Raw genomic sequence first — 19,719 nt, 5'->3', positions numbered from 1 at the left:
GAGCGACCATGGCGATTACGCATCCAGCTGATCTGGCTTCCAATCGGGACGATTATGAAATCCGCAAGATCGGCTTTGATGATCTGCGTATCTCGCTGCGGCAGGGCTGGGAAGATTTCCAGGCCAAGCGCGGCGATCTGGTGTTCATTGGACTGATCTATCCTGTGGTTGTGTTGTTTGCCATTCTGATCGCCAGCCGCGTGTCGATCCTGCCGCTGCTGTTTCCCCTGCTGGCGGGCTCCGTCCTGTTCAGCCCGGCCTTGGCCAGCGGCTTTTATGAACTTGCCCGGCGCCGGGAACATGGACTGGATTCCCGTTGGCGCCATTTCCTGGATGTGGTCCGGGGGCCGTCGGCGCCGTCGCTGTTCGACCTGACCAGCATTACAGCCTTGCTGTTCCTGGGATGGCTGGCGGCCGCCTGGTTCATCTATAATGCGACCGTGGGCCGGTTCGGACCTGAAGTCGTTTCATCCTTTGGGGCCTTTGTGAATGCGGTGTTCGGAACCGCCGAAGGTTGGCAGATGATCATCGTCGGCAATCTTGTGGGTCTGTGTTTCGCCATCATCACGCTGGCGGTCAGCGTGGTGTCCTTCCCGATGATCATCGACAAAAAGGTCAGTTGGGGCAACGCCCTGAGGACTTCGGTTCGGGTCGCGCGGACCAGTCCCGTGACCGTAGCGGCCTGGGGGCTGATCGTGGTGGGGCTGCTGATCCTGGGCGCATTGCCGGGGCTCGTCGGACTGGCCGTAGTGCTGCCGCTGCTGGGATATTCGACCTGGCATCTCTACACGCGCGCGGTCGTGCGCTGAGGTTGTGCTGACGACACCTGCTCCACTTTTAGGGAGCAGGTGTCGGGCAGGTCATTGACCAGCTTGGGCGGCTGGTTTCGGCAGGGGTGGCGCTCCGCCTCCCAACGTCGCCAGATATTTGATGACGGCCGCCCGATCTTCCGGACGGCGAAGTCCTGCAAAGCTCATCTTCGTTCCCGGCACATCCCGCATCGGCGAGGCGAGGAACGCGAATAGCTGGTCGTAGGTCCAACTGCCCCCATGCGCTTTCATCGCAGGGGAATAGGCAAAGCCCGCATGGCTGGCGACCGGCCGTCCTACCACGCCCCAAAGATTAGGCCCGATACGGTTTGGTCCTCCCTGGCCAAAGTCGTGGCAACTGGCGCAAAGCTGCGTTTTCGCCTTGCCAGCATTCGCATCCGCGCTGGCGAGCAACGTGCCAAGGTCGACTGGCGCCGCCGCAGGCGCAGAACCAGCGCCGGAGGATGGCGCAGGCGCCTTGCCACGCATATCCCGGTGATAGGCGATCAGCCGGTTGCCTTCGCCTGGGTCGCCAAGGCTGGATGGCCAGTCCCGCTGCACCGCCGCCATGTCCACGCGCGGCGGCATGTCGTCGGCGGGCTTGTAGGCAAGTGAGCCTGCATTGGCATCTGGATAAAGCCGCCCGGCAAACCAGTTGAAGCTCCAGAGCGCGCCCGTGGCCCCCACGACGCACAGCCCCGTCACCAGCCAGCGCATCCGGTTCATGGCTTCATCCTCCCCCACCCATGAAGATCGCGCGCGTCCAATAGGCATAGTCCGCCTCGATCGTCATGATCCGTACCAGCACCAGCAGAAGCAGCGGCGGCACGAGGATCGCGTAGATCAGCGACAGCCTTTCCCAGGCGAGATGCATGAAGATGGACAGGATCAGCCCTGCCTTAAGCAGCATGAACAGAATGATCAGCGTCCAGCGGACGATCCCCTGCACATGCATATAATCGACCATGTAGGACATGGCGCTCAGCACGAAGAGATAGCCCCAGACCTTCAGGTAAAGGCTGATCGGATGATGCTGCCCCTCATGGACTATGGAGCTATCGCTGCTGGCTATTTCATGCTTCATGGACATCACCACAGGTAGAAGAAGGCGAAGATAAAGACCCAGACGAGGTCGACGAAATGCCAGTACAGTCCGGCGATCTCCACGGGGCTATAGTCGCCAGTCCTGTCATAATGCCCGCGCGCCACCTTGGACGCGATGATCAGCAGCAGGATGACGCCGCACGTCACATGCAGGCCGTGGAAGCCGGTGATCATGAAGAAGCTGGCGCCAAATTGCGGCGCGCCCATCGGATTGCTCCAGGGACGCACGCCTTCCTCGAAGATCAACTTGCTCCATTCGAACGCCTGCATGGACAGGAAAGTCAGGCCGAACAGCGCCGTCAGCAGCATGAGGATAGCTGTCTTTCGCCGGTCGCGCCGGTATCCGAAGTTCACCGCCATCGCCATGGTGCCGCTGGAACTGATCAGCGCGAAGGTCATGATCGCGATCAGGACCAGCGGAATGTCGTGCCCACCGATATTGAGTGCGAAGACTTCCGCCGTATTGGGCCATGGCTCCACGGCCGACGACCGCATTGTCATGTAACCTGTCAGGAAGCAGGAAAATATGAATGTGTCCGAAAGCAGGAAAATCCACATCATCGCCTTGCCCCAATGGGTATGGCGGAAGACTTCCTGATCAGCCGACCAGTCAGCGACAATCTCCCGCAAGGCGGGAGTGATAATCTCCTTGTCTCTTCCGTCGGGCACCGTGTGAGCCATGGCGATGGACCTCATGTCGATACGAGCAGGGCGGCAATCAAAATCCAGATGAAGAGCAGGAAATGCCAATAGACGGCGCAAAGGCGGACATGGGCGGGGTTTCGCTCCGCCAGCACCCAGGCGGCGGCTATCAGGCCTCCGACGATGTGAAGACCGTGAAGCGCCGTCAGCAGATAGAAGAAGGCGTTGGCTGGATTGGATGACAGATAATAGCCTTGCGCAAGATAGTGACGCCACAGCAGCCATTGACCGAAGAGGAATGCCAGGCCGAGCGCGGCACCCGCTAGGGACGCGCCTGCCGCTCGTCCAGTTACGTTGGAGCGGCGCGCGATCTCCCATGCTATGCTGCTCGCGACCAATATCCCGCTATTGACCCAGAGCAGCGGCGGATCGGGCATGGCGACCCAGTCGTCCGCATGCCCCATGGCGGCGTGCAGCCCCATGCGCATGAAATAGGCCGCGCCCAGCAGTGAGAACATGACCATTGCGACGGCGAAATAGACGCGGAGCCCCACGCTCCCGGCGGACGGGCGGCTCGCGGATGGAGTTGCTGGGTCACGATCGCTCGCCGGTTCCCAGCTTCTTTCCGCAAGGCGCGACAGAATCGTCATGAGCGCGGCTCAGTCTGGGCAATGAAGTCGCGCGGTGCGCCGGGCACGCTATAATCATAGGGCCAGCGATAGACGGTGGGCAGCGTCGGTCCCCAATTGCCATGTGCTGGCGGCGTCTGTGGCGTTTGCCACTCCAGGCTGGCCGCGCCCCACGGGTTCGGATCGGCGCGCGGTCCCCAAAACCGGCTCCAGATCATGTTGAAGAAGAACAGTCCCTGCGCCGCAAACACGATCAGCGCCGCAATGCTGATCCATTCATTGGCCAGATGTACCGACGGCGGGATGAACCCGGTTTCACCCAGTGCATAATAACGGCGCGGCACACCCAAGATGCCCAGATAATGCATCGGCAGGAAAATCGCATAGACGCCCAGAAAGGTGATCCAGAAGTGGAGCTTACCCAAGGTCTCGTTCCACATCCGGCCGAAGATCTTGGGATACCAGTGATAGATCGCGCCGAAGATCACCAGCACCGGCGACACGCCCATGACCATGTGGAAATGCGCGACGACGAAGAAGGTGTCGGACAGCGGCACGTCGACGCTGACATTGCCCAGAAACAGTCCCGATAGCCCGCCATGGATGAAGGTGAAGATGAAGGCGATCGCGAACAGCATCGGCACGCGTAGATGAATGTCGCCGCGCCACAAGGTCAGCAGCCAGTTATAGACCTTGATCGCGGTAGGGATCGCGATGATCAGCGTCGATGTCGCGAAGAAGAACCCGAAATAGGGATTCATGCCGCTCACATACATATGGTGCGCCCATACGACGAAGCTCAACGCGCCGATGATGACGATCGCCCACACCATCATGCGATAACCGAATATGTTGCGCCGGGCATGGACGCTGATCAGGTCCGATACGATGCCGAAGGCGGGCAGGGCGACGATATAGACTTCGGGATGACCGAAGAACCAGAAGAGATGCTGGAAGAGGAGGGGGCTTCCTCCCTCGGTCGGGGTAATCGCGCCCATCGACTGCATCGTTGGCATGAAGAAGCTGGTGCCCGCGAAATGGTCGAACAGCATCATGATTGCCGCGACGAACAGCGCCGGGAAGGCGAGCAGGCCCATGATCGACGCGGTAAAGATGCCCCAGACCGATAGTGGCATCCGCATCAGCGTCATGCCCTTCGTGCGCGCTTGTAACACCGTCGTCACATAATTGAGTCCGCCCATGGTGAAAGCGGCCACGAAGATGGCGAGGCTCACCAGCATGGTGGCGATGCCCCACTGGTGTCCCGGTGTTCCCTCGCTGATCGCCTGCGGGGGATAGAGCGTCCAGCCCGCGCCCGTAGGGCCGCCCGGAACGAAAAAGCCCGATACGAGCACGATGACCGACAACAGGTAGAGCCAGTAGCTCAGCATGTTGACGAAGGGGAACACCATGTCCCGCGCGCCGATCATCAATGGGATGAGATAATTGCCAAATCCCCCCAGCAGCAGCGCGGTCAGCAGATAGACAACCATGATCATGCCATGCATTGACACGAACTGGAGGTAATTGTCGGGCTGGATCGCCGGGAAGGCGCCGGGGAAGCCGAGTTGCAGCCGCATAAGCGCGGACAGCACCAGTGCCACCAGTCCGATCGCGATGGCGGTCAGGCTATATTGGATGGCAATGACTTTGTGATCCTGGCTCCAGACATATCTGGTAACCCAACTGTGGGGATGATGCAGCGGCCGCAGGTCGTCAGCCAGGGTGGTAGCCATCAACTCTTGCTCCAGGACGCAGGGACGCTGCAGGCATTTGCCTTGATCAGCAGGATGGACATGGCGGCGGGCGGCGTTTCGGCCAGGATTTGTCCAAAACTCGTCTGTTGTGCCTGCCAGGCGGCGAACGCCTTGGGCGACTCCACCACTACGCGCCCGCGCATCTCATGATGGCCCGTGCCGCACAGTTCGGCGCAGAGGATGTCGAACGTGCCCCGCTTGGTCGGGGTCATCCAGAAATAGGTGACGATGCCGGGCACCAAATCCATCTTCGCCCGGAACTCCGGCACATAGAAGTCGTGCAGCACATCCTTTGAACGCAGCACCATCTTGACCGGCTTGCCCAGCGGCAGATGCAGATCGCCCGCCTCGACCAGCAGATCGTCGCGCCCGAACGGGTCCAGGGGATCGAGGCCTAGCGCGTTGTCGGGCGTCACATATTTGACTGCCGCAGCACCCAGCACCCCATCGGGTCCGGGATAGCGGAACGACCACTGCCATTGCTGCCCCACCGCCTCGATGACCGTGGCGTCTTGCGGCACGGAAACATAGCGGCCCCATGCGGCCAGACCCGGGGCCAGCATCCCGGCGATGCCGATCGCCGTCCAGAGCGTCAGCCTTTTCTCCAATGAGGCGTTTTCCGGCTCATAATGGGCCTTGTGCCCGGTGCGGTGTCGGTAGCGAACCAGCACCCAGGCCAGGAACAGGTTGAGGATGATGAAGGCCGCCGCGCAAATCCAGAGCGTTACGTCCAGCGCGGAATCAATGGAGCCCCAATTTGAAGCGATCGGCGTCCGCCACCATGGGCTGAACAGGTGAAATGCGACCGAACCAAACACCAGCATGGCGATGGCGACCGCAATCGGCACAGGCTCTCTCCCATCGATGCGGGCACGCCTCACAGCCATTGACCCGGCTTTTATTGAGTCGCCCCGGAAATAACCGCATTGGTAATCTATCGAAAAATCGCACCGGGTGGAAGTGGTTAGCCGTGATGCCGCTTTCCCGGATTTGAAGACTGCCGCGCGCGGCTGCGCGGAAGGGGGCAGGGCTGCGCCTCTTGCGTCACGCGATGCCCGAAGGGGTTAATCATTATTCCTGCGCTCTGCGACCGAAGATTGTTTGATCGGACCTGGCAAAAGCGGGAGGGTCGGCGGCCAATGAGGTCAGAATGCCGCTGTGGAGGATCTATTCATGCTATCGCAATCGGGAACGCTGAACGCGCCCCTGCTCGAGGCAATGTCTGACCGGCCGATGGAGGGGGGCTCCCGGCCCTCCAGCCTTTCGGCCCGCCAGGTCATCAAGATCATCCGGCGGCACGAATTGCTGCTCGGCGCCATTGTGTTCTTCGCGGTCCTCATCGTTCTTGTGGTTCAATTGACCTCCACGCCCATCTATCAGGCGACGGCGACGGCGCAGGTCGAACTGAATGATGACAGCGGATCGCCCGACATGGCCGCGCGCAACCAGCAGCGCGTTGCCAACGAAGCGGGCATCTACCGGTCCCGTTCCCTTGCCGAACGCGTGGTGCAGGATTTGAAGCTCGCGTCCGATCCGCGCTTCGTCGAAACGCCGCTTCCCGCCAACGCCGTCATCGACAACCGCCGCCTGTCCCGCCTCGCGAGCAGGCTGATATCCAGCACATCGATTTCAAGCTCCAAGGATTCCGATTTCATCGACATCACCGTGCGATCCGAGTCGGCTGACCTGGCGTCGGAAATCGCCAATCAATATCCCGCCAGCCTCGCCGCCTACCGCTCCATCATGCGCGATGACCGGCAGGGCAAGATCGTCAGTCAGTTGGATGACGAGCGGGCGCGGCTTGCGACCGAGGCGCATCAGGCGGAACAGGCGGTCGCCGATTTTCGCCGCCAGCATCAGATGCTTACCGGCGCTGGCGGGTCGGAAGATTATCAGCAGATCAACCGGATCGCCACCGAAGCCGCCTCCGCCGCCGCCATGCGCGCCGCGCAAAGCGCGCGGGCAGCCGGCATCGCGAGCGCGGTGAGCAACATCACGACAGCGGGCGCGACGTCCCCGCTGCTCGACCAGCAAAGGCGGCAACTGGACGATCTGAACCGCACGCGTAGCGAACTGGCCATGATGTATGGGTCCGAACATCCCAAGATGCGCGGAGTAGAAGCGCAGATCGCGGAAACCACCGGCAACATGCAGCAGGAACAGGCCAGGGTCATCGCCGCGGCAACCACGCAGGCGCAGAACTCCGCCGCCCGTGAAGCGGGCATCGCGAGAAGCGAGGCAGCCTCTGCCGCATCGCGCGCAGGCCAGCTGGAAGGAACGCTCCGTTCGATCACTGGCAAGGCATTCGCGAACACCGCCGCGACGGTCGAGCTGAACTCGCTCGAACGCAATGCGGAAGCCGCTCGCAGTGCTTTCACCGCCATGAGCACGCGTGCGCAGCAGGTGAAGGCCAGCCTCGCCGCATCCGGCATCCATTCGCGTTTGATGTCGCCCGCCGCCGTTCCGCAGGATCCGATTTCGCCCCGACCCAAGTCCGCGACGTTCGCCGCGTTCGTCGGATCGCTGATCCTGGGACTGCTGGTGGTGTTCGGCATCGAACTGACGGATAACCGCCTCTGGAATGCCGAGCAGATATATCATCAATTCGGCCTGCGCACCTTTGCCCTGCTGCCCGAACTGGATGGCGACGCCCTTAGGTCGGCAAAGGCGAATCCGGTGCTTCAGGACCCCCAGTCGCTCTTTGCCGAGGTGGCGCGTGGGCTGGGAAGCGAGGTCGCCGAACTGGCCCAGCCGGGAAGGGCGCAGACCGTGCTGATCACCTCGCCCATCACCGGAGACGGCAAATCGACCGTCACGCTCACGCTGCTGGCTGCGGCCGTTGCCATGGGCCGCCGCGCGATCGTGATCGACCTCGATCTGCGCCGTCCCAGTGACGTTCTGCGTCCTACCGATGATGGGGGGGGGAAGCCGGACCTCATCGATTATCTCAGCGGTGCGGTCGATGCGCGCCATATGCTTCCAACACTCGCCCTGACACAAAGGCCAGGCGCGGAGCAGCCGTCCGAAATCACCACCTATGAACCCGTCGTCCTCAGCGCGCGTGAACCTGCGCGCAATCCGGCCGCGATCATGCGGTTGGGGAAGGTCAACGACCTGCTGGACCATCTGCGCGAACATTATGATCTGCTGATCATCAATGCGCCTCCCACGCTTGCCACGCGGGATTCGCGCATGCTGATGGACGCGGCCGATCATACGCTGCTGGTCGTACGTTGGGGCCGTACCACGATCGAACAGGTGCGCGCGGCATTGCAGGTGCTGCAAAAGCCGGTGGATGGGGTGGTCATCAATCGCGTGGATTATGCGGAACACGCCCGTCGCGGTTATGGCGATCCGGTCCAGTTCTACATGGACTCAGCGGAATATTTCACTGGCGAGATGCCGACTCGCCGCCGCTGGTATGAGCGGATGGCCCCGTCGCGCTGGCGCGACCGCGCCGACCATATGGCATGACGGCCTGAAGGCTGCGCGATCCCTTCGTGCAGCCTTCCGCGAATTGGCCTGTCGCTGCGCGCGCCAGGGCATGCGCTCCCCCCAAGTAGAGTGCCAAGTCGCACGCTCATCGGAAGCTGTCGGCGGGAAGGGGCTGAAGCGCCTTTCTTCCGAAACGAACCTCATACAATCTCATGCGCGAATTTGGGCCATGAACGCTGCTGAGGGACGATGGACTTAACAGCCAGGCGCACAGAGATGTCCCGCGAAATCGCAATCGCCGCTGATGCCATGGCGCCCGCATATCCTGCCAAATCGACACGCCCATTTAACCCTTCTGTCCGGCCTCTCGCAGGCCCCAGACGGAAGGAGGGTGATGATCCGGAAGGTGTGTCAATGGTGCCCAGGAGCGCGAGCAAGGGCAACGGTCACTGGAAACCAGGAAGAGCCTTCAGCTTTCCAGCGGGGGAAGATGGCCGCGCATGCCTCTGCGTTGCGAGGGCGAAGGCAAGAAGCGAGGGCTGATCACTCCCGAGCCGATCAGTGCGGGACTGACGGCCAGAAACACGAACAGGAACCAGCATCGCCCATAGACGTGCGGCATGCCCATCACCGCGTTGGCGAAGGTTACGAGCGTCGTGACGATCGTCAGCAGCACCAGCTTCCCATATCGCGCTCGATAGCCGACGATGCCCGCCAATATCGGAACGGTCATCAGCACCAGATAGCCGAGCAAAGACAGGCCGCCACCTTCGTTCAACAGCAGCAGATAAAGGTTATGGACAGGAAGGCCATAGCGGCTTTCCTGCCGATACTGATCCGCACCAAGGCCGATGACGAGATTCTTGTCGGCCATCTCCAACGCTTCCCTGTTCAGTTCCTGCCGGGACTCGAACGTCCCAGCGGTCGAAAGATCGCCCGAGTTCAGGGCGGAAAGGACCCTGGTCTGGAATGTCGCGGGAAGATAATTCTGCCCGAATGCGAGTACAGTCGCGCCCAGCGACGCGACGATGATCAGGGTCTTGAAATTCCGTCGGCCGCCGAAGAAAATCAGGGCAGCGGCGATCATGCTGTAAAGTCCGGTATTCGAACTGGTCAGGATCACGCCCGTGATGAGAATGGCGAGGCAGGGCAGCGCAATCATCGGCCGCATCTGTTTGGACAGGAGCATCAGCCAGACCAGCGTCATGGCCATGACCGTCAGCACGCCCATGCCATTGGGATTGCCCGCAAAGCCCTGTAGCCGCTTGTTGCCCGTGACGAGGGCCATCTGTTCCCTGTCGGTGCTGTAATAGCCCGCCGAGTAGACCACCGCCCCCAGCGCGCACATGACCACCATGCCCCAGATCCCGCATTTGATGAGGCGGACGACTTCCTCCTCCGGCCGACGCAACAGGACGAGCGGCACGAGCAGATAGGCGAAGGAATATTGCGTGACCAGCACCAGGCATCGGACCATATCGCCCTTGAAAACGCTGCCTATGAAAAGGCCGCCACTGAGCATCAACAGGCCCAGTACCCAGAGCCAGGTCAGGCTGGCAAAGGGCGATGCGACCCTTCCTGTGGATACGCGTAGGAAGAAGGCCCCTGCGAACATCACGTCGCTCAGGGTTATGTACAGGCTGGGATGGCGGAAGGCGTTGTAAGGCGCGAAAAACACCGCGCCTTGCAGCAGGACGAATTCCCATCTGTGGAGTTCATCTGTCCAGAATTGCGTTCGTTCCTGAGCGGGGCTGGCACGACGGCCGCCGGGCAATGGATAATGGCTTGCCTGATACTGACTGGTTTGCACGCCTGGCGCTCCGGCTATTTTGCTGCCTTGTTCCGTGAGTAGGATGCAAATCTGGCCGGACTTAGTCCATTGCACATAAAGCCTGCCAGGCGTTCAAAAGGGCAGGGGCGATACCCGATTGGGTAGGGGGTCAGGCAATGAAAACGGATGGTTAGCGCCGCTCGTGAAAAAATGCTGCCTCTGTCTTCCGGCGGTGGTCACACGCTTGCCGAACAATCGGCGGTGCCGCGCGTGGCGCCTCTCGGCGGGAAAGCGGCGGAGCTGGCCTTGGGTGGCGAGGGCGTTGCGCTGTCAGCTGCCTGACCATGCAGTCCCTGTCCTGCCGCCCATATGGCCGCCTGGGTGCGATTGGATACCCGCAGCTTGCGCAGGACCGCTTTCACATGAACCTTGACGGTGGCTTCGCTGATCGAAAGCTCGCGCGAGATGACCTTGTTGGGCAACCCTGCGATCAGGCGCCGTAATATCTCCATTTCCCGTGCCGACAGATTTGCGCAGTCGATAGACACGGCGTTGGGCGTCTCCTCGCAAACGGCGGATTGGTCGATCAGCTTCTGGGCCAGTTGCGAAGGAAAGATCTTTTCCCCCAACGCGATCAGGTCGAGATACCCTCCCAATCGTTCGCATGACAGGTCATTGATCAGATAGCCTTCGGCGCCCGATCGAAAAGCATCCAGCATTGCGTCGAAATCGAATTTGTTGGCGAGTATCGCGATCCGCGCGCTTGGATAATATTCGCGCGCTTGGGCAAGCGCCGCGCCGTTCCATTCCATGTCCTGATCTTCGATCAGCAGCAAAAGGCAGTCGGAATCGGCGATGTTGGCGGGGCAAGGCTCGTCCAGTCTGGCCCCGGTATAGAGGATCTGACGCTGTTGTGACGAAAGAAGTCGCCGGAGACCCTCTCTGACGATGGAGCTTCCGCCCACAAGCACAACATCTGAATCCATTGTCATCGTCCGCCTCCCTCAACATCACAGACAGGCCGTGATGGATTGAATGCAAAAGCACTTGCTGAAGGCGACCCCTGTCTTATCGGGTCGGAGAGTATCACAAATGCAGCGTTGAACAATAGGCGTAACATTTTGGAAAAACTTAACTTACATGAAGATCGTGCATTGGCTCGATTTCGCTAACCGCTTGTCTGCTCATGAAATTGTCTGAACCATCCTAAATAGCAAGCAAGCGTTGTCCTTTAGGACGGCCTGATGGCATGTGCTGAAAAGCATGTGTGATTCGCGCGTAACCTATTGTGGAAATGATTTTCTGGCAGCGGCTTGGATTCAGCCCTTCAGTCGATGCCGTGGGCAAGGGCGATCCGCCGCACATGTCAATTAGCCAAAAGACTTAATCCAGCTTCCTCCCGCAAATCATTCGGGGCGACGGCCTGCGGATATTCTGCTCGTTCGGCCAACGCCTGCACCGATTCCTGCCACAAGGGATGATAGCTGTCTGGTTCATTGCGGCCGGGGGCCAAGTTGTTACCGTTTTACTCGTGATCTGGACGATCGCGCTCTGCATGCTGCGACAGGCCCTCTTTGGCAGCATGCGGGGTTTGTTCGTCGAAGGTCCCTTTCTTGAACCGCAAGGGTTTTGCTATGGATGCGAGCGCACCGCCCGCTGGATCTGACCCGCTTCTCGACGATCTCGCAGACCCGCGGGCGGAGGTTTCCGCTGGTGGGCCGGGCTGGGCGATATTGCTGCATGATCTGCTGACGCGGCCAACCGGATTTCCCGGCCCGGCCCGTTTCGCTGCGTTGATGCTGATCGACGCGTCGTTGATCCTGACCACCCTGCTTCTGGTCGTGATGGCCATCCCGGGCAGCGTTTCGGCGGCCTTCTATGACCGTCCCAGCCTCATGATCTTCTTCACCCTGGTGGCGGTGTTCGCTCTCTGCCTGACGGGCCTTTACTGGCGAAGCTGGCGCTTCCTCTCCTTCGGCGACTGCATCGCGCTTTCGACAGGGGTCGCGGGCGGAGCGACGGCGGCATGGAGCATGTGCCTGATCATCTCGGCAAAGATACGGGCCGTGCCGCTGGAGGCGGTCGGTTTCGCGCTGCTGCATTCAGCGCTGCTGCTGGTGGCGATGATCGGCGTTCGAACGGTGCGCCGGGGCCTGCGCGAATTCGCCTTGGCGCATATCGTCCCTCCCGGCGGCGGCCACAACATATTGCTGCTGGGCGAACTGGACTGGATACGGTCGCTGATGGACATGCTCCGCGCCGAACGGACCAATCAGTTCAATGTCGTCGGCGCGCTGACCTTTGACGGACGCGAGACGCGGTTGCAGGTCGCCGGTGTACCCGTGCTGGGTTCGCCCGACAAACTGCCGCAGATCGTGGAAATGCTGGCGACGCGGGGGCTAAAGCCCGAAAGCCTCGTCATACGCGGCGACAGGGCGATGCCGCGCCGGTCCTTCTCCCATCTGGTGAAGCTGGCCGATCAGTGCGACCTGACGGTTGCGCACGCCAATGACCTGCAAAAGGCGAAGGACGGCACGGCGCGCCTGGAAATCAAGCAGTTCGAGCTAGCCGACCTGCTCGGCCGACCCGAAGTCTCCCTCCAGCGCAGCATCGTGGATCGGCTGATCCGCGCTCGCCGGATATTGGTGACGGGCGCGGGCGGCACGATCGGCGGCGAACTGGTGCGCCAGATCGCCACCTTCCGCCCGGCGGAGATCGTTCTCCTCGACCATTGCGAATTCAATCTCTACACCATCGAGATGCAAGCGCGGGACAAGTTCCCGGATGTCATTTGCCGACCCGAACTCTGTTCGATCCGCGACCGCGCCGCGCTCAATGACGTCTTTCAGCGGCATCAGCCGGAGGTCGTCTTCCATGCTGCCGCGCTCAAGCATGTGCCCATTGTCGAGGCCAATCCGTGCGAGGGTGCGCATACCAATGTGCTCGGCACGCGAAACGTCGCGGATGCCGTCTGCGCTTATGGCTCGCTGGCGATGATCCAGGTATCGACCGACAAGGCGGTCAATCCGGTGGGCGTCATGGGGGCCACCAAGCGCCTCGGCGAACTTTATTGTCAGGCGCTTGACCTGATCGGCCAGTGCGACCCCGACAGCCCGCGTTTCATGACGGTGCGGTTCGGCAATGTGCTGGGTTCCAGCGGGTCGCTCGTGCCGCTGCTCCAGCAGCAGATGGCCGCTGGAAAGCCGCTCACCATCACGCACCCGGACATCAAGCGCTATTTCATGACCGTGGGCGAAGCGGTGCAGCTCATCCTGCAAAGCAGCGCCCGTGCGATGGAAACAAACATCGATCGCGGCACCATCTTCGTCCTCGACATGGGGGAGCCGATCAAGATCGTCGACATCGCCCGGCGGATGATCCGTCTGGCAGGCCTGCGTCCCGACATCGACGTGCCGATCAAGTTCGTCGGCCTTCGTCCCGGCGAGAAGCTTTACGAGGAATTGTTCGACACCACCGAGGAACAGCTTCGTTCCACCATCCCCGGCGTGATCGAAGCGAGCCCTTGCCCGGTCCCGCTCGAAAAGCTGGTGAACGCCTTCATCGAATTGGCAAACCTCATCCATACCCATGACGAGGATGGGGTGCGCGACCTGATGAAGGAATTGCTGCGCGCGCCCGCCCAATCGAACTGGGCAAAGACGCTGCGAGAATTGACTCGGGAGATCGACCTTGTCGGCAAGGCTGCGAATGAATGACCGGGCGCGCTCATTTGCGACAGCCGTTGCCTGGAAGCCTGGGAGCGGTGATATGAATCCTATTCCCCAGACGCGCGAACTAGGGGCTGCGGCCGTCGCCATCCCTCCTTTCCCGCAGTCAGACCGGCGCTGGCCCCAATATGAGCCGGACGAGATCGATGCCGTGGTCCGGGTGCTGGAAAGCGGCCGCGTCAACTCGCTGGTACATGGTGACGAGTGCCGCGCTTTCGAACGCGAGTTCGCGCTCTATTGCGGCATGCCCCATGCGATCTCCCTCGCCAATGGCACGCTGGCGCTGGAGCTGGCGTTTCGTGCGCTGGGCGTCGGGCCGGGCGATGAGGTGATCGTTCCGGCCCGCAGCTTCTTCGCCAGCGCCTCTGCCGTGGCGGCGGTCGGCGCGGTGCCAATATTCGCGGACATCGACGCCAACAGCCACACGATCGATCCCGCCGCCGTCATTCCGCTGATCAACGGAAGGACGAGGGCCATATTGTGCGTCCATCTGGCTGGCTGGCCTTGTGACATGGACGCGCTGTCGGCCGTCGCGGATCGGCATGGCCTGTGGTTGGTGGAGGACTGTGCCCAGGCGCATGGCGCCGCCATCGATGCAAAGAAGGTCGGCTCCTTCGGCCACGCCGCCGCCTTCTCCTTCTGCACCGACAAGATCATGTCGACGGGCGGGGAAGGGGGCATGTTGCTGCTGAAGGACGAAGCGCATTGGGCACGCGCGTGGGCCTATAAGGACCACGGCAAGAACCCCGCGATGCTCTCGGCGCCTTCGGCAGGTAACGCCTTCCGCTACCTGCATGAAAGTTTCGGCACCAACTGGCGGCTGACGGAAATGCAGGCTGCGATCGGGCGGGCGCAGTTACGCAAGCTGCCGTCCTGGCTGGCGCGGCGGCGCGCCAATGCCGCTATCCTGCGCGAAGGATTGAGCGATCATCCGCTGATCCATGTGTCACAGGTGCCGCAGGGGGTGGATCACGCTTTCTACAAATTCTACCTCATGCTGGATGCGGCGGTCGCTAGACCTGCCGTCATCGCCGCGCTCGCCCGCCATGGCATACCCGCCGGGACAGGATCATGCCCGGACATGTCCCGGGAACTGGCCGTCCGGAATAGTGCCCACCCCAATCTCCATCCCCTGCCGATCGCCGCCGAAATAGGCGAACGCAGCCTCATGCTGCCGGTCGATCATCTGCTGGGCGATAAAGATATGCAAATCATCATCGATGCGCTGCTGGAGGCGCTCGAAGATGCTCGTGAAGGCGACCAGAGTTTATCCTTTCCGAACAAATAACTATCCAGCAGCAATTGACATTAATTTATTTCTGTTCTGAAACTGTAACAAAAATGGCCAGAAGTGGCCAGGAAATGGGAGGTGGTCATGCGGCTAGTTCACTCTATCGGCATTTCCCTGATGCTCGCGCTTTCGGCCTGTACCGGCTCTGTGTCCGGCCTGCCTGCCGTTTCCACCGCCAACGCCGATCAATATCGGCTTGGCCCGGGTGATGAACTTCGCATCATCGTCCCCGGCTTTACCGAAATCGACAATGGCACGGCCTTCGTCGTCAATGATCGCGGCGAACTGACATTGCCGCTGATGGGCGGGATTCCGGTCAGGGGATCGACCATCCCCGAACTGGAACAGCGCATCGCCGCCCTGCTGGTGGAAAAACGGCTGATGGTCTCGCCCGCAGTCAGTGTTCAGCCGGTGAAGCTGCGGCCCATCTATATCCTTGGTGAAGTGCGTAGCCCCGGCGAATATCCCTATCGGCCCGGCATGACCGTCGTCACCGCAGTATCGGTGGCAGGCGGGTACACATTTCGCGCCAATCGCAACACGGTTGCCATCATCCGTCAGGTGAATGGCCAGGCGTCCACCGCCAAGGCTTCCGAAAATACGCCGATCCAGCCGGGTGACACCATCAAAGTCGTGGAGAAATGGTTTTGACAGCAAAGCGCCTCATCCCCTTCTGCTCATGCGTCATTTTGACGGGCATGGCCTTTCCTGCTGCCGCACAGCAGTTGGATCGAGCCACGCCGCTGCTGGAAACGCCGGAGGAGTATGAGGCGAGGGCGGTGCAGTTGGGCAGAATATCGGCCTATCTCGGCGCGGATGCCCGGCTTGAATATGATTCCAACATCTATGCCCTGTCATCAAATGAAGTCGATGACGAGCGCCTGACGATCTCGCCCTGGCTCAACCTGCGGCTGAGCGATAACAAGTTCGAGCTGGCGGCGCAGGCGCGGGGGGTAGTCCGGCGCTATTTCAAGAATGACAGTGAAAATTCCGAGGGAATAAATACTAGTATCGGCGGCGTATATCACCTGTCGGGCGCCGATAATATCACCGCTAGCGCGGGTTGGATGCGGCTGGTCGAGGACCGCGGCGAACCTGAATCCCGCACGGGCGTCGGCACGCCGCCGCGCAGATATGACCAGTGGCAGAGTGACCTTGGCTACACGCATCAGGGCGCCCGCTTCAATCTCGGCGTGAAAGGCACCTGGCTGAAGAACAACGCCTTGGCCGCCGTCGATGCCGAACGCGATTTCGACCAATATTCCGGCTCTGCCCGGCTGGGATACCGGGTCAGCGGCATGATGAATGTCTTTGGAGAAGGCTTTGTCACCAGACGGGAGTTCCGGTTGCCGGTGGACGCGTCGGGTGTGGACCGCGATTCAAAAACCTATGGCGCACGGGCGGGGGTGGCTTTTGAACCCGGCGGCCTGATCCGTGGCGAAGCGTCCGTCGGCGTGTTCCGCTTCAAACCCGACGACGCGCGATTTGACAGCAGGACCGGCCTGTCGGTTTCGGCCGGGCTGACCTATACGCCGTCGCCCAGATGGGCGGTCACGCTCGACGGGTTCCGGGGCGATGTCGCCACCGTCCGCACCGGTGCGCAGTCGCGGACTGACACGAGGTTCCGTCTGGGTGTGCAGAACGAGATTTACCACAATCTGCGCTGGCAGGCTTCTGTGCTGTATCGCCGCAGCAATTTCATCGGTTCGGGCCAGCACGAACGGACGATCGCCGGTGTGGCCGAAGTCGAATATCTGGTGAACCGCAATATTTCCTTCGCGCTCACAGGACGCATCGCCAATCGCGATAGCACAAGAGCGTTCGATGATTTTGATCGCACGATCGTCGGTGCGGAAATCCGCCTGCAATATTGATCGGATAGAGGATCAGCGTATCTGCCGCCCGGCCATGACTTCGCGATGGGCGAAATCAAGGAATTCGTCCAGATTCAGCCAGTTGTCATGGTCGGCATCCTGCCAGGCATCGTTACGCCGGGTGTTCATGCCATTGGCCCGCTCCCAGCTGTCGGCCATCCCGTCCTCATCCAGATCGACATAGGGCGTTCCGGAAGCAATCCGGGGTAGCGGGCGTGGTCCGGTTCGCATTCTTGCATCACGCAGGATGTTCCCTGTCCGGTTGCGAACGTCGCTGACGGCACGCAGGTCGAGCGCATCTCGCGGAAATGCTCCAGCGCCGTTCAGTACCTGGATATAGGCATTTTCGGGTGAGGCGACTTTCATGCTGAGGGGGCAGACGGGCCGCCCCGCACGTGCAGCGGCTGCGGCGCGGGTTGTCATGACCTTGACCTGATCCAGCCTGTTGTCGGCCATGAATATTTCCGATTGGCCCGTGCTGGCGCCCACATCACGATCTATTGCGGCAATCTTGTCCGTCCCGTCGGGACCGTTTTTGTAATAGTTGCCGACGATGTTGACGGGTGTTCCGCCATAGATTTCCTGCACGCGGGTGAATTGGGACCTGGCATTATAAAGAACATTGTTGACGATCTCCACGCATGACTTGGGTGTGAAATTCACGTCCGGACTTCTGCTTCCATTATGAGCGCACAGGTTGCGGATGAAGCTGACCTTCTGCGGCTCCCGCGGGTCGAAAGCGAGCATCGCGCATTTGCTCCGCCGGGAAATGCCCTCTGTAAAGATGGAATTGGACATTGTGATATTGTCGTTCACGCCAAAGCCGCTGATGATTTGACCTAATGCCCAGGCGCCGCTGACATGATCGAAGATGATGTTGCGGCTGTTCTCAAAAAGAAATGACCCGTTGCTGGCGGCGGCATTGCCGTTGAGATCGGTTCGTACGCGGATGTGACGAATGATAACATCATGCGTATTCTTGGCAACGATCGGGGTGTTGCCGCCTTCGCCTCCTGCATGGGTGATCAATATTCCGCCGCCAGGCGCGGTCTGACCGGCGACGGTGATATAGGGGTGGCGGATCACGGGCCGATCCGTCGTGAAACGGATCACGCCAGCGACGCGGAAGATGCATATGCGGGGCTTTTTGGCCTCTATGCACGCGCGCAGGGAACCGGGGCCGTGGTCCGCCAGCGTGGTGACAGGCATGATCACGCCGCCACGTCCGCCACGGGTCCGTCGGCCAAAGCCTTCGGCTCCGGGGAACGCTTCGGCACCGGGTACTTCGGGCAATACTGAAGTTCCATCGGAATCGCCGGTCCCCGTCAATTGCCGCACGATATCGGAAGGCGTGACAAACGGAGCCACCAGTAGCGCGGCGATCCCGACACCCAGGGCGGCCACCGCATTGGAACTCACCATCGCCTCCGGTTCCGGCGCGGCCCCGTCCCGAGGAGCGACTGATAGATTGCGGACACTTGCGACGCATGCTGCTCCACGCCGTAACGGCGGTTCGCCAGGATCTGCGCCTGTGCGGCGACCGCCGTCAGTCGATCGGGACAATCGAGCAACTCGACGATGGCCTGCCCCATGGCGGCGGGATCATCGGGTTCGACCAGCATGCCCGTCACGCCATGGTCGATCGCTTCGATATTGCCGCCCGACGCGGCAGCAATCACGGGCGTGCCAAGCAGCATGGCTTCGATCAGGGACCGGCCAAAGGGCTCGTTGACGGCCGTCACCACATGAATGTCGCAGCCCGCCATCAACGCGGCGGAGGGATAGCGAAAGCCCATGAGGCGCAGGCGATCGCTTACGCCCAGCGCCTTGGCTTTTTCGTTGATCTGTTCCTCTATCCCGTCCGTCAGCGGCAATCCGAACATCAATCCCATCACCGGAAGATCGGGCCGCGTCCGGGCAATATGTGCCAGCGTTTCCACGAACATCAGCGGCCTTTTGCGGTCGATGAAATGGCCGAAAAAGCCAAGAAGGCGGGTGTCGGGATCGACGCCCAGCTCCGATGTCAGCGCCAGGTGCGCCTGCGCCCGGTCGATCGGCTCCGCGTCCGCGTCGAAGGGGCTGTAGATGACGGAAGTCTTGCGCGCCGCGCGCTTCAGACGGCGCACCTCAGACAAGGCATAGGCTGACACGCCGACGATGCGATCCGCCGCGAAGGGGGCGACGAAGCGGACGCCTCGGGCATCATGACTGCCCCTATGGTGCCACAGCATCTTGGCGCCCGCCAGACGCGCGGGCAATGCCCAGGACATATGCATCGGCCCATCATTGGTATGGACGATCCGGACGTCGTTCAGCCTCAGAAAGCGGGTCATGCGCCACTGATCGATCATGGCGCTCACCGTCTCCGACCTGCCCCCCGCTTTGGGAACGCCAGGCGATTCGCCGAAGAATCGGGTATCGGGCAGAGTGACGAACTCCAGCCCCTCGGATCGCAGGAAGTCGCCGAACTGTCCCGATCCATAATGCAGGACGATGAGGGGCGAGAAGCGGCTCCGATCCAGCTGATGGATGAGCTTGGTCGCGGAGATATGGCTGCCCCCCATCGCGCCCCCGGCAAAGGGGAAGCAGATGCGCACCGGGGCAGTGCTTCCAGCTTCGCGGTCCAGCGTCGCGGCGGTTCCGGACAGAGAGGGGGAGGCGGGCAAGACCTGCAACATG

General features: G+C 61.2%; 16 protein-coding genes. 6 read left to right on the top strand and 10 right to left on the bottom strand.

Features of this window, described 5'->3' with window-relative positions:
• The first annotated feature begins 8 nt into the window (after positions 1–8).
• Positions 9–809, top strand: a complete 801-nt coding sequence (locus AC6JBC_RS12305) for a DUF2189 domain-containing protein (RefSeq protein ID WP_498024539.1) — start codon at positions 9–11, stop codon at positions 807–809.
• A gap of 51 nt (positions 810–860) precedes the next feature.
• On the opposite strand, the gene AC6JBC_RS12300 is transcribed toward AC6JBC_RS12305, so the two are convergent.
• Genes AC6JBC_RS12300 through AC6JBC_RS12275 form a run of 6 tightly spaced genes read right to left on the bottom strand, consistent with a single transcriptional unit; the run spans position 861 to position 5,789 of the window.
• The gene (locus AC6JBC_RS12300; RefSeq protein WP_498024537.1) at positions 861–1,535 is read right to left on the bottom strand and encodes a c-type cytochrome; all 675 of its coding nucleotides are present in this window, start codon (positions 1,533–1,535) and stop codon (positions 861–863) included.
• Positions 1,536–1,539: 4 nt separating this feature from the next.
• Complete coding sequence (locus AC6JBC_RS12295; protein WP_464802030.1) at positions 1,540–1,893, bottom strand: cytochrome C oxidase subunit IV family protein; 354 nt, start codon at positions 1,891–1,893, stop codon at positions 1,540–1,542.
• A gap of 5 nt (positions 1,894–1,898) precedes the next feature.
• Positions 1,899–2,594, bottom strand: coding sequence for a heme-copper oxidase subunit III family protein (locus AC6JBC_RS12290; protein ID WP_498024536.1), 696 nt, complete (start codon positions 2,592–2,594; stop codon positions 1,899–1,901).
• Between the two features lie 11 nt (positions 2,595–2,605).
• Positions 2,606–3,205 carry a cytochrome c oxidase subunit 3 gene (locus tag AC6JBC_RS12285; RefSeq protein ID WP_498024535.1) on the bottom strand — a complete coding sequence of 200 codons (600 nt, stop codon included), beginning with the start codon at positions 3,203–3,205 and terminating at the stop codon, positions 2,606–2,608.
• Entirely contained in the window at positions 3,202–4,920 is a 1,719-nt protein-coding gene (locus AC6JBC_RS12280) for a cytochrome c oxidase subunit I (protein ID WP_498024534.1), read from the bottom strand. The genes AC6JBC_RS12285 and AC6JBC_RS12280 overlap by 4 nt, the downstream gene beginning before the upstream one ends.
• The gene (locus AC6JBC_RS12275) at positions 4,920–5,789 is read right to left on the bottom strand and encodes a cytochrome c oxidase subunit II (RefSeq protein ID WP_498024532.1); all 870 of its coding nucleotides are present in this window, start codon (positions 5,787–5,789) and stop codon (positions 4,920–4,922) included. The genes AC6JBC_RS12280 and AC6JBC_RS12275 overlap by 1 nt, the downstream gene beginning before the upstream one ends.
• A 325-nt stretch (positions 5,790–6,114) precedes the next feature.
• Here AC6JBC_RS12275 and AC6JBC_RS12270 point away from each other — a divergent pair, with 325 nt between their 5' ends.
• Positions 6,115–8,415 carry a GumC family protein gene (locus AC6JBC_RS12270; protein ID WP_498024530.1) on the top strand — a complete coding sequence of 767 codons (2,301 nt, stop codon included), beginning with the start codon at positions 6,115–6,117 and terminating at the stop codon, positions 8,413–8,415.
• Between the two features lie 430 nt (positions 8,416–8,845).
• On the opposite strand, the gene AC6JBC_RS12265 is transcribed toward AC6JBC_RS12270, so the two are convergent.
• Both AC6JBC_RS12265 and AC6JBC_RS12260 read right to left on the bottom strand, forming a co-directional pair.
• The gene (locus AC6JBC_RS12265) at positions 8,846–10,186 is read right to left on the bottom strand and encodes an O-antigen ligase family protein (protein WP_498024529.1); all 1,341 of its coding nucleotides are present in this window, start codon (positions 10,184–10,186) and stop codon (positions 8,846–8,848) included.
• 197 nt (positions 10,187–10,383) lie between these two features.
• Complete coding sequence (locus AC6JBC_RS12260) at positions 10,384–11,139, bottom strand: LuxR C-terminal-related transcriptional regulator (RefSeq protein ID WP_498024528.1); 756 nt, start codon at positions 11,137–11,139, stop codon at positions 10,384–10,386.
• A 642-nt stretch (positions 11,140–11,781) separates the two neighbouring features.
• Between AC6JBC_RS12260 and AC6JBC_RS12255 the strand changes: the two genes are divergently transcribed.
• From AC6JBC_RS12255 to AC6JBC_RS12240, 4 genes are all read left to right on the top strand, one after another.
• On the top strand, positions 11,782–13,863 hold the full coding sequence (locus AC6JBC_RS12255; RefSeq protein ID WP_498024527.1) for a polysaccharide biosynthesis protein: 2,082 nt from the start codon (positions 11,782–11,784) through the stop codon (positions 13,861–13,863).
• Positions 13,864–13,915: 52 nt separating this feature from the next.
• Complete coding sequence (locus AC6JBC_RS12250; protein ID WP_498024526.1) at positions 13,916–15,163, top strand: DegT/DnrJ/EryC1/StrS family aminotransferase; 1,248 nt, start codon at positions 13,916–13,918, stop codon at positions 15,161–15,163.
• An 87-nt stretch (positions 15,164–15,250) separates the two neighbouring features.
• Positions 15,251–15,817, top strand: coding sequence for a polysaccharide biosynthesis/export family protein (locus AC6JBC_RS12245; RefSeq protein ID WP_196225176.1), 567 nt, complete (start codon positions 15,251–15,253; stop codon positions 15,815–15,817).
• Positions 15,808–17,040, top strand: a complete 1,233-nt coding sequence (locus AC6JBC_RS12240) for an outer membrane beta-barrel protein (protein WP_498024525.1) — start codon at positions 15,808–15,810, stop codon at positions 17,038–17,040. Before AC6JBC_RS12245 ends, AC6JBC_RS12240 begins: the two co-directional genes overlap by 10 nt.
• Before the next feature lie 12 nt (positions 17,041–17,052).
• On the opposite strand, the gene AC6JBC_RS12235 is transcribed toward AC6JBC_RS12240, so the two are convergent.
• Together AC6JBC_RS12235 and AC6JBC_RS12230 are read right to left on the bottom strand one after the other, a co-directional pair.
• A complete protein-coding gene (locus tag AC6JBC_RS12235) occupies positions 17,053–18,462 on the bottom strand; it encodes a pectate lyase (RefSeq protein WP_498024523.1) in 1,410 nt (469 codons plus the stop codon).
• Positions 18,456–19,718 carry a glycosyltransferase family 4 protein gene (locus AC6JBC_RS12230; RefSeq protein ID WP_498024522.1) on the bottom strand — a complete coding sequence of 421 codons (1,263 nt, stop codon included), beginning with the start codon at positions 19,716–19,718 and terminating at the stop codon, positions 18,456–18,458. The genes AC6JBC_RS12235 and AC6JBC_RS12230 overlap by 7 nt, the downstream gene beginning before the upstream one ends.
• Between the last annotated feature and the right edge of the window lies 1 nt (position 19,719).

This window comes from Sphingobium sp. RC1 (assembly GCF_059738765.1).
The sequence above is the reverse complement of the archived record's forward strand: the minus strand, read 5'-3'. Positions and strand labels throughout refer to the sequence as shown.